The organism is uncultured Psychroserpens sp. (genome assembly GCF_947500255.1).
In the GTDB taxonomy this organism is placed as follows: domain Bacteria; phylum Bacteroidota; class Bacteroidia; order Flavobacteriales; family Flavobacteriaceae; genus Psychroserpens.
In genome coordinates, this window is record NZ_CANMRL010000003.1 from 316,442 (window position 1) to 328,083 (window position 11,642).

Annotated in this window: 9 protein-coding genes; 7 read left to right on the forward strand and 2 right to left on the reverse strand. The window is 34.4% G+C overall.

The window, feature by feature from the left end:
• Positions 1 to 52: 52 nt before the first annotated feature.
• From Q0783_RS10840 to Q0783_RS10865, 6 genes are all read left to right on the forward strand, one after another.
• Positions 53 to 3,304 carry a S41 family peptidase gene (locus Q0783_RS10840; protein WP_298895058.1) on the forward strand — a complete coding sequence of 1,084 codons (3,252 nt, stop codon included), beginning with the start codon at positions 53 to 55 and terminating at the stop codon, positions 3,302 to 3,304.
• A 1-nt stretch (position 3,305) separates the two neighbouring features.
• Positions 3,306 to 4,208, forward strand: coding sequence for a hypothetical protein (locus Q0783_RS10845; protein WP_298895060.1), 903 nt, complete (start codon positions 3,306 to 3,308; stop codon positions 4,206 to 4,208).
• A gap of 27 nt (positions 4,209 to 4,235) precedes the next feature.
• Positions 4,236 to 5,333 (forward strand): hypothetical protein, encoded by a 1,098-nt coding sequence (locus tag Q0783_RS10850; protein WP_298895062.1) that lies wholly within the window; start codon positions 4,236 to 4,238, stop codon positions 5,331 to 5,333.
• A 48-nt stretch (positions 5,334 to 5,381) separates the two neighbouring features.
• The gene (locus Q0783_RS10855) at positions 5,382 to 5,753 is read left to right on the forward strand and encodes a hypothetical protein (protein ID WP_298895063.1); all 372 of its coding nucleotides are present in this window, start codon (positions 5,382 to 5,384) and stop codon (positions 5,751 to 5,753) included.
• A 92-nt stretch (positions 5,754 to 5,845) separates the two neighbouring features.
• Entirely contained in the window at positions 5,846 to 6,670 is an 825-nt protein-coding gene (locus Q0783_RS10860) for a helix-turn-helix domain-containing protein (protein WP_298895065.1), read from the forward strand.
• A gap of 93 nt (positions 6,671 to 6,763) precedes the next feature.
• Entirely contained in the window at positions 6,764 to 8,161 is a 1,398-nt protein-coding gene (locus Q0783_RS10865; protein WP_298895067.1) for a serine hydrolase domain-containing protein, read from the forward strand.
• A gap of 2 nt (positions 8,162 to 8,163) precedes the next feature.
• Here the strand turns inward: Q0783_RS10865 and Q0783_RS10870 are convergent, their stop codons facing one another.
• Positions 8,164 to 8,691 (reverse strand): hypothetical protein, encoded by a 528-nt coding sequence (locus Q0783_RS10870; RefSeq protein ID WP_298759572.1) that lies wholly within the window; start codon positions 8,689 to 8,691, stop codon positions 8,164 to 8,166.
• Positions 8,692 to 8,810: 119 nt separating this feature from the next.
• Between Q0783_RS10870 and Q0783_RS10875 the strand changes: the two genes are divergently transcribed.
• Positions 8,811 to 10,232: an alpha/beta fold hydrolase gene (locus Q0783_RS10875; RefSeq protein WP_298895069.1), complete on the forward strand. Its 1,422-nt coding sequence runs from the start codon at positions 8,811 to 8,813 to the stop codon at positions 10,230 to 10,232.
• A gap of 3 nt (positions 10,233 to 10,235) precedes the next feature.
• Here Q0783_RS10875 and Q0783_RS10880 read toward each other — a convergent pair whose 3' ends face one another.
• Positions 10,236 to 11,591: a hypothetical protein gene (locus tag Q0783_RS10880; protein ID WP_298895071.1), complete on the reverse strand. Its 1,356-nt coding sequence runs from the start codon at positions 11,589 to 11,591 to the stop codon at positions 10,236 to 10,238.
• Positions 11,592 to 11,642 lie beyond the last annotated feature (51 nt).

Consider the following 11,642-nt stretch of genomic DNA (forward strand, 5'->3'; position numbering starts at 1 on the left):
CATTTTCGTATCTTTAGGTTTATAATTAACATCCGTTAAAACCAACCACAACATGAAACGATTACTCATCGCCTTTTTAGGCATGTGCACTATTGTAGCTTCTGCACAAACCAAACTATTACGCCAACCCACATTACATGGAAACGATGTGGTCTTTATTTATGCTAATGACCTATGGAAAGCATCAACTTCTGGAGGAACAGCCATAAGACTCACAAGTGATGATGGTTATGAATTGAGTCCGCACTTCTCCAACGATGGAAAATGGATTGCGTTCTCTGCACAGTACGACGGAAATTTCGATGTCTTTATTATTCCGAGCCAAGGTGGAGAACCTAAACGACTTACTTATCACTCTGCTGGTGATTTTGTTGAAGGCTGGACACCAGATGGCGATATTCTATTTCGTTCTAATCGTGAAGGTCGCCCTACACAAACCAATAAATTTTTCACAGTATCTACCAAAGGTGGATTGCCAAAAGCCATGGATATTCCTCGAGCAGCTTTTGGTGAAATTTCAGCAGATGGAAAACATATAGCATATACACCAATCACGTCTTGGGATGCAGAATGGCGTAATTATCGCGGTGGTCAAGCCATGCCAATCTGGATTGTCAACCTAAAGACCAAAGATCTCATTACAACACCTCAGTTAGATAAAGAACGTCACTTGTATCCTGTTTGGTTAAATGGTATCGTTTACTACTTGTCTGAACGCGATTATACCAGTAATATTTGGTCATTTGATCCAAAAACAAAAACCGAAAAACAACTAACGTTTCATAAAAAATTCGATGTTAAAAGCTTAGATGCTAGTTCCAGTATGATCGTTTATGAACAAGGTGGAATGCTGCATATACTCAACCCTTCAAATGGGACAACACAAACATTAAACATTGATGTTAAAGCCGATTTAAACTTCTCACGTACGCGATGGGAAAATGTATCTGGCAGACAATTGACAAATCCTAATGTTTCTCCTAAAGGAAAGCGTGCTGTCTTTGAGCATCGTGGTGATATTTTTACAGTACCAAAAGAAAATGGTACATGGCGCAACTTAACGAACTCTTCAGGAGTTGCCGATCGTGCTCCAATATGGTCACCTAAAGGGGATAAAATCGCTTGGTTTTCTGATAAAAGTGGAGAATATCAAATGATTATTGCTGATCAAGATGGTCAAAACCAATCGAGCATCAAACTCCCAAATAATACGTTTTACTTTCAACCAGATTGGTCTCCAGATGGTAAATACATTGCTTATACAGATACCGATTTCAATATTTGGGTCATGAATTTAGACTCTAAGAAAGCTGTTAAGGCCGATACTGAAGGTTATGCTCACCCAAACCGTTCAATGAACCCTGTTTGGTCTCCAGATAGTAAATGGATTGCTTATGCCAAACAAAATAACAGCAATTTTAAATCTATATATGCCTATAACGTCGACACAAAAACGGTAATTCCTATTACCGATCCTATTGCAGACGCCATTAGTCCTGTTTGGGATGCTTCTGGAAAGTATTTGTATACATTGGCAAGTACTAATTACGGTTTGGCAACAGGTTGGTTAGACATGAGTTCGTACGACCCAGAAACAACACGTAGTTTATATGCTGTAGTATTAAGTGCTTCTGATAAAGCACCTAATCATATCAAAACAGATGAAGAAGAAGTAAAAAAAGAAACGAAAAAGGATGATAAAGCTTCCGAAGATAAAAAAGAAGATAAAGCCACTGGTGTAACTGTGACTATTGATACTAATGGTTTATTTGATAGAGCTGTTGCACTAAGTCTGCCTAATGGCAATTATGTTGCTTTGGCTAAAGCACCAAAAGGTCATGTCTTTGTTGCCGAAGCTGTTGATGGTGGAAACGGTGTGAAAATTCATAATTATGATACTGAAAAAGATAAAGCTGAAGATTTTGCAGATGGTATTCAGCAAATGATTGTTTCTGAAGATCGAAATTCTATACTCATAAATAAAGGCGGACAATGGGCTATTTCTGGGACAAAAGGAAAACCAAATGTTTCAAAAGATAAGATCGCTACCAACCTTAAAATTAAGGTTAATCCTAAAGAGGAATACAAACAAATCTTTAAAGAAGGATGGCGTTATATGCGTGACTTTCTCTATGTAGATAATGTACATGGTGCACCTTGGGACGATGTGTATAAATGGTATTCGCCATGGATTGATCATGTTCGTCATAGAACCGATTTGAATTATGTTGTCGATATCATGAGTGGTGAAGTTGCTATCGGACATTCGTATGTGTCTGGTGGTGATATGCCAAATGTAGGTTTTGTTCCTGTTGGTTTAATTGGTGCAGATATAAAAGCAGCCAATGGTTATTATCAAATCACAAAAATTTATTCTGGCGAACGTTGGAATCCTGGTACCGATGCGCCTCTCGCTCAACCTGGAATGAATATCAATGAAGGTGATTATATTTTAGCAATCAATGGTACTAATGTATCTGCAAATGTCAATCCGTATCAACTACTTGAACAAACTGCTGGTCGCGAAATCAATATCACAATAAATAATAAACCTTCTATGGATGGCGCAAAAACCCATCTCATTAAACCGGTAAGAAGTGAGCGTAACCTTCGTTACGTCGATTGGGTTGAAGGCAATCGTCGTAAGGTTGATGAACTTTCTAACGGCAAATTAGCCTATATCTATGTGCCTAATACAGGTGGTGGTGGTTTCACATCATTTAATCGCTATTACTTCTCACAACAAGATAAAAAGGGAGCTATTATTGATGAACGTAACAATGGCGGTGGTTCTGCTGCCGACTATATGATTGATATTATGAATCGTAAACTCTTCGGATATTTTAATAGTAAGACCGAAAGTAACAGACCATGGACGACTCCTATGGCAGGAATTTGGGGACCAAAAGTAATGATCATCAATGAGCGTGCTGGTTCTGGAGGTGATTTATTGCCTTACATGTTCAAAATGGCAGATATAGGACCCTTAGTTGGCACAAGAACTTGGGGAGGACTTGTTGGAACTTGGGATACACCTCGTTTTATTGATGGTGGACGTATGGTGGCTCCTCGTGGCGGATTTTATGATGTCGACGGAAATTGGGCTGTTGAAGGTGAAGGGATTGCTCCAGATATTGAAGTGATTCAGCATCCAAAATTAGTACTTCAAGGTAAAGACCCACAATTAGAACGTGCCGTCGAAGAAGCCATGAAAGCATTGAAAAATAATGAGTTTGAATTAAAGCCTGAACCTGCACCACCTATAAGATCTATGCGTCCTAAAGGTTATAAAAACGACAACTAATTTGAAGACAATTTTTGATGTGGTTATACTCACTGATAGCCGCTACCTCAACGATTCAAAAACTGATGACTATAAACACAATGTTTATTATGAAGATCGTTTGGTTTATCACGCTTTGGAGCAAGTAGGATTGAAAACTTTGCGCCTCGCTTGGGATGATATGTTTTTTGATTGGTCCACAACCAAATCGGTATTGTTTCGTACGACATGGGATTATTTTGATCGTTTTGATGAGTTTTCAAAATGGCTGGAAATTGTCTCCAAACAAACAACATTATTAAATTCTGAAGCAATCATTCGCTGGAACATTGATAAGCATTACCTCTTAGATTTACAAAGTAATGGTGTTCATATTGCCGAAAGCCATTTCATAGAAAGAGGTGCTCAAGTAACACTAATGCAGCTTCATGATATTCTTAATTGGAAAGAAACAGTACTCAAACCCTGTGTTTCTGGTGCTGCCAGACACACTTATAAATTAAATCCTGATAATTTACATGAGTACGAAACTGTTTTTCAAGAATTGATTGCTAATGAAGCAATGATGTTGCAACCTTTTCAATATAATATTGTAAGTAAAGGAGAGATTTCTATGATGGTTTTCAATGGTACGTTTACTCATGCCATTCTGAAAAAGGCAAAAGCTGGTGATTTTAGAGTTCAGGATGATTTTGGCGGAAGTATTGAAGATTATAAACCTACTGATGAAGAAATTGCTTTTGCTGAGGCATCAGTAAAAGCCTGTGCCGAATTACCTATCTATGCCAGAGTTGATATTTTTGAGGACAATGAAGGCAAGATTGCACTTTCAGAATTGGAACTTATTGAACCAGAATTGTGGTTTAGACATCATAAACCTGCAGCGCTTATGTTGGCAAAAGGCATTAAAGAGAAATTAAGCTAATTACCTACATTTGTAAAAAAATATAAAGTGCCAAAACCAAAAAAAATCCTTAAGATTATAGGAGGTGTGATCATTTTTTTCACACTGCCTTCCCTCCTATTCTTTGCCTTTATGTATTTTAAATACAATGAAGACCTACCCACTGGTGAGAAAGGCCTAGCAGCAGATAAATTAGCCATACGAATGCTCGATGCGCTTAATCATGATGCGTATAAAGCAACCGATTATATTGAATTTACGTTTAAAAAGCGTCATCATTTTAAATGGAATAAAGCTGAAAACACTTGTGAGGTCTACTGGAAAAATATTAGAGTTGACCTCAATCTTAGTAACCATGATAATTCTGAGGTTTATGTTTCTGAAGAACTCTATACAGGTGAGAAAGTTCATGATTATATTCATAAGGCTGAAGGTCTTTTTAATAATGACACGTTTTGGTTGGTAGCGCCATATAAAGTGTTTGATGAAGGTGTCGAACGCCGACTGGTAAAAACCGAAGATGATAAAGATGCCCTTTTAGTGACCTATACGAATGGTGGTTCCACTCCGGGAGATTCTTATTTATGGCATTTTGATGATAATGGAAAACCAACAAGCTATCAAATGTGGGTAGACATTTTACCTATTGACGGACTCGAAGCCTCATGGAGCGATTGGACCACAACTGAAACTGGTGTGCAGTTACCTACATTTCATAAACTATTGGTTTTAGGACTGGATATTGAAGGAATTAAAACCGAACAATTAGAACTAAAGGATGGAGACATCACCAACATGGATGTTGTATTTATGAGTGCTGGAGTATCTATCCATAGGTCTATTCAAGATATGGAATTAAGATATATGTATGCCAAACATGATGGACATGTGTTTCAAAAGACAATTAAAAATAGATTCTTTTTAAATACCTTCAAAAAGAAGTTTTCAGAGTTAAAATCAACTAAAGAAGATGGACGTTTCATGGACGCAAGGTTTTCAATTTTGATAAACTATAAATCAAAACCAACAGATACGCTTGCTCTTGGTGAACATGGCACTATAGCTTTAAATGATGTTAAGCATGAATTTTCTGAAGAATTGGTAAACATGTTAAAAGACGAGTTAATGTACTATGTAAAGTATTAAAATCATTGCCTTTTCAAACTAAAATGATAATCAAAAAATTAAGAGTTTATGAAAGAGATATTTGATCTTACATATAAACTCCTTATGTTTCTATCAAGAATTACAGGCTTTAGCTATAAAGAGATAAATATCATCATCTGGTTTATTGTTATTCCATTGTCATGGGCTTTTCTTATTGATAAAATTAGAGGCAAACATTTTTTTAAGATAGGCTTCATAGCAATTATAATACTAGCATTATTATTCATAAAAGATTTTTCAGAATTCTCTAATATGGCATTCGATGCTTCTGCTGAGTTCTTGAGAGGCTTTGATAGTATTGGAAGTAATTATACAACCACTTCTGTAGTAATCTGTGTATTAGCTCCTTTAATTATATATATCATTTTAATTAGAAAGGCTTATTTTAGAAAAATGTAAATAGAAATTGTTTTCTGAAGCTCATTCTCAAACATCGATTTTTTAACATTTGATTTGGTCAAACATGCTTTATGAATTATTAAATTCAACACATGGAAATTTGCCACATTAAGCCTTCAAAATACTTAAGCAACTATATTGCTGGCTACGCTACTGTTACAATAAATAATAGAACTGATTTTCCTTTTAATGGTTCTGCTCTACCAGATGGTTTTGTTGAAATTTATTTTTCTAAGTACGGTTCATTATCTTTAAAATCATCTGGACAATATGAATCAAATAATTTACATACAGGTTTTTTAATTGGTCAAAGCAATAAAAAAATTCAAATGTTGCCAAATGAGGCCTTAGAATTTTTTCAAGTAAAAGTTTTTCCGTGGGCAACAAAGTATTTCATATATGATAGCGCAAATATATATAGCAATAAAGTTACTTTGATTTCAGATTTGAATAATAAAAATCTATCAAATTTAGAACAGCGTATGCTAAATTGCAATTCAACAAAAGAGCGTATTAATATCATTGAATCGTACTTAGTTGAAAGTATTAAACAGAAAAAAGATTACTCTAAACGTTTATATCTTGCTTGTGATTTTATTTTCCGAACTAAGGGAACTATGCAAATCAAAACATTGGCTGATAAGCTTAGCATTAGTACGCAATATTTAGAAAGAATTTTTAAAGAACATGTTGGGTTAAGTCCTAAACAATTTTCATCAGTAATTAGAATGCGAAGTTTAGTGCATGTTCAGAAAAAACAACCGCATATATCTTTAACTCAATTAGCGCTTCAATTCAATTATTTTGATCAATCTCATTTCATACATGACTTTAATAGTTTTATGGAGGAAACCCCAGCATCATTTTTTAAAAAAGATGATAATTTCATACTAGAATATTTTCCGTTTACTACTTAGTTCTACAAATGCCAATCTGTTGTTTGCTTTTTTACAATTATTGTATAAATCTTCCTATTACATTTGATGTTTTAATTCACTATCAATCAAATTATGAAGAACCTAGTACCATTTTTATTATCTTTTTTTTTAACCTGCAACTATAGTCAAAGTCAACAATTTGAAAAAGCTATTTCAGCAAATTCAAGACTAATTCAACAGCTAGTAAAACAAAGCAATATTCCTGGTCTTTCAATAGCTGTCTCACATAAAAATGAAATCATTTGGAATCAGTCATTTGGTAAAATCAGTCTAGAACATCAAATTCCAACAAATGATTCAAGCAAATTTAGAATTGCAAGTGTTTCAAAGCTCTTTACAGGCACTGCAATTTTTAAACTCCATAAAGAAGGTAAAATACACTTAGATGATTACATCTCTAAATACTTAGATTCAGTTCCTAACCATTGGAAAACTATAACTATTAGACAAATAGCCCAACATACTAGCGGAATTGGTCATTACATTGATGTACAAGATGCTCTTGATACTCATCACTATAATTCAACAAAGGAAGCATTAAAAAAATTTGAGAATCGTTCATTAAAACATAAACCAGACGATAATGTCACCTATTCAAGTTATGCCTACACAGTCCTTGCCGCTGTGATTGAAAAGGCAACAAATAAAGAATTTCCTTTAGCTATGAACGATATCATATTTAAGCCATTGAAAATGACACATACCGAAGTTGACAATCATAAAAAGATTATTGAAGGTAGAACCGCTTTTTATCAATATAATACTAACAGAAAACCAGAACACGCCCCTCATATTAATTTAAGCGGAAGATGGGCTGGGAGTGGTTATTTATCAACAGCAAAAGATCTTGTTAAGTTTGGTATGGCACATACATATTCTTCTAAGCTCTTTTCTAAAAAAGATTTAACCGAACTCACAAGTCCACGAAAAATCAACGACTCATTATACACCAAAGAAGGCATAGGTTGGGGTTTACGTAATGATTGGGAGGACAGAATAGTCTTTTGGGGAGACGGAAAGACACCTGGAAGTACTTGTGGTCTAATGGTTTTTCCTAAAGAAGAACTATCTATTGCTATTGTTTCTAATATGAGGAATGCGCCTATTGAGCGTGGAGAATTTCAGACAATAGCGAGGCGTTTTCTTGCAGAAATAGATGGAAAATCAATTAAAGAATTTAAGCCAAAAACTACATATAATTACAATTTAGACATTAAAATTGGAAAAAATGACCTCAAAGCTAAGTTAATATTAAATAATGAGACTAATCTTTCAGGAACTTTTGACCTTATTGGCATTCAGAAATTTAATATTTATGATTCCTTCTGGATTGAAGATGATTTATGGATTTTTGCATCAGCTGGAGGTCAACCACCTATCAGTCTTGGCTTTCTACCGATAAAGCTAAATATAGAGTCAAAAAAAATATCTGGTCAAATATTCAGGATTAATGCAGAAATCAAAAATTGAAACTATTTAGATTTCTGCCCTACAAATTGTTGAGATTTCAGTTTAAACAATACATTAAACGTCGTTAGACTTCCATAACTACGTGTGATATATTGCTGTAAATCTATCTTTTCTTGTTCATCTAAATTCTTACTAGAATTGATCTTTTGTTCCATCACACGCAAACGGTCTCTAACCATTGTAATCTTATGAAAGAATTGATTGATTGGTAGCTCCTTTCCTTGTAAACTTGTATCACCTGGTTCCATGACCAATTTTCCACCTTTCCATTTATCTGCAATTGGTATCACTTCGGAAACATCACTCCAACGCTTTAAAATATGAACAAGGCTACTTTCTACTTCAGCAAAACTTACTGTATCCACATCATCTTCACAAGCTTCAATCACTTCAAAATCGCTATCAATATCTATGGTCTCTAATCCTTTATCAATAAAAGTTACCCAATAATGCTTTGAAGTCACGTTAGTCACAACGCCTTTTCCAAATTCGCTGTGGTTAATTCTGGAACCTATTCCTAATAATTGCATATGTTGTCTATTGTTTTGATGTTAATTTTTGCATAACAATGATACTAATAAAGCTTAAGATTTACTAATTTTATAACATCACCAACTCAAAAACTAAAGGTTTTTTAATCCTAACAACTATGCAACTCAAACATTTATTTTTTACACTATTTGGCTTTATCGCACTTAACTGTCAGTCTCAAGAAAAACAACATGTATGTCCTTTTGAAAAACAAATCACTATAACGCATGATCGTTGTGGTTATGTTGATGTTCCAAATAATTGGGACGCTAAAAAGGTTGGCACAACAAAAATCGCCTACATCGTCATTGCATCAAAATCTGAAAACCGCAAAGATGATCCCCTCGTTTTTATTCAAGGTGGTCCAGGAGGTAGTGTATTGCCTTATGCCAATGTGTTTAGTGGATTGGCGCTTGATCCAGATCGTGATTTTATAATGTATGATCAAAGAGGTATAGGATTTTCAAATGAGATCTGCCCTAATTTAAGTGCTTCATTTCTAGAAGTAATGACTGCAGACCTGTCTTTAGATAACGAAGATGAAACGCTTTTAAGTATTAGTTCTGAGTGTATGAAATCCTTAAACGATCCAAACTTCAAAACAGCATTTGGCACAGCACAAAGCGCTAAAGATCTTGAAGCTTTACGACAGCATTTGGGCTATAAGCAACTTAATTTATTTGGTGGTTCTTATGGTACGCGTTTGGGTTTAAAATACATGGAATTATATCCTAATAGTATCAGAGCATCAATTCTCTCTGGCCTATTTCCTTTGGAAATAAGACTCTATGAAAATATTTACACCAATTTGAATCGTTCATTAGAAAAACTATTTGATACTTGTGAAAATGATGAAAATTGCTCAAATAAATACCCAAACTTAAAAAAGGATTTTGAAGCCATTTGCAAGCAATTAGATAGTAAAGGGCAATCGTTTATGATTGATGGAGACGAGCTTGTGATAAACAAGCAAGACTTTCTATTATTGATTCAACAACTATTATACGATAGACAAACTATAGCTCAAGTACCATCATTTATAATGGCTTTTAAAACAAACGACTCACAGTCTGTAATTCAGTCTATTCAAGCTTTTGCATCGCGCTTAGGTGTGATAAATGTTGCAACATATTGGTCTGTAAACGTTAAAGACGAAGGCACGTTTAAAAATAAACGATTCATAGCTAAGGATGAAAAAAAACATCCAAGCTTGGCTAAAGGTATAAGTTTATTTGCTTCAGATCCAGAGGTTATAAAGCTATGGCCTTCTGAAAACAATTCAAATACTAAAATGAGTGTTGTAGTTTCCGATATTCCAACATTATTAGTAAGTGGTGCATGGGATCCTATCACACCACCTTCAAATGCAGAAAAAGCAGCAAAGTCATTAAAAAATTCAAGTCACGTGATTTTTCCAACAGATGGTCATTGTCCGATGAATTCTTGTTTCTTTCAAATGGCCGTCAGCTTTTTAAACAATCCAATGGCACAAGTCGATGATTCTTGTACAAAATCATCAAGTCCAATCGTGTTTAATTAACTATCAATTAGCAATACAGCCTTGCATTTGGAACATTCCTGTAACTTTTAAACCTTTAGTTAAGGTTTCAAATCGCATGTTCTCTGGTGTCACGTAGATATCTATTGTAAAGAAATCTTTTACCTCTTCATTGGTAATTAATCTTACACTCATGATAAAGCCTTTTAAACTATCATCATCTAATACACTGGTTTCTCTGAAATCTTCCACTTCTCCTATAAAATCAAAGCAACCAAAATTAGGCACATCCTTACTAGGGAAATAGGCTGTAAACTCATCACTATAAGGCACCTCACTAGACTCATCTTTGGTGTGGATATCTAAAACAAATGCAATACCACTAATATGCATATTCAAGTTTTTCTCGGTGAGATAACGCTGTCTGTTTTTTGCATAATCTGTGGCATAATACCAAATACCAAACGTATCTCTTGCTTTACCCGAAACAATGGCTTCTAGATTGTCAACATTTTCCCATTCTTGAATGTCACGATGTTCAACATCAATCACATAGTCGGTTTTAACAATAGGTAATAAGGTCATTGGTTCTCCACGCTGCAAAACACCTTTGAAATCAATATCTTTAAATTCTATACTAGATGTAACAATACCTTTATCTAGATCACCTTCTGCTTTTGTCATAGCCAATGCAAAATATTCTTTAAGAATTTGACTTCCATCTTTGTTATTAAATCTGTTAAACCCAAAAATTCCACTCCATGTATTATTTAAACCATGAATGTTCGATTTGGTTATAGTGAGTCCAATATCATTTGTAGTTGTTGGAATTTCCATAGTTGCTCTATCTTGGAAATAATCCTTTTGCTCTAATTGCGTTTTAAAAACTGCATTATTCTCCTCATTGGTGTAGCCAGCTAATCCGTGATAATTAACTCCTTCTTCATCAAAAGCATATGCCATAGCAATATGTCCTTTCTCTAAATTAGTAAAATTATAAGCAATTGAAATGGCTTTAAATTCATCATCCTGAAGCGCTACTTTATGGCTATTATTAGTATCATCAAATTCTGAATGATATAATATCGCATAAGATTTGATCTCATTAGCTGCAAGCTCTTTTTCAAAACGTGCTTCCATAAGTTCCACAACAGCATCAGAATTTAATGAATAAGCACCACTTTCATCAAAAACATATAAGAAGCCAATAATATCGCCATTTGGTTTTTCATAAGCAGAGATAGGCGCATAATTACCTTGTTGTTGCATTCCTGTATAGCACATTAGATAAGCATAGTAAGGTTGTAGTTTTTTGAAAAGTTCATTTTCTGAAGTTTCCAACGGCTGTTCTTTTGATGTGTTCTTATTAGTTTTCTTATTAAAAAAATCGAATAATCCCATAGTTGTTTTTAATGAAAATTTTGGGAAACAAGGTAAGGAAAACGAATAAGC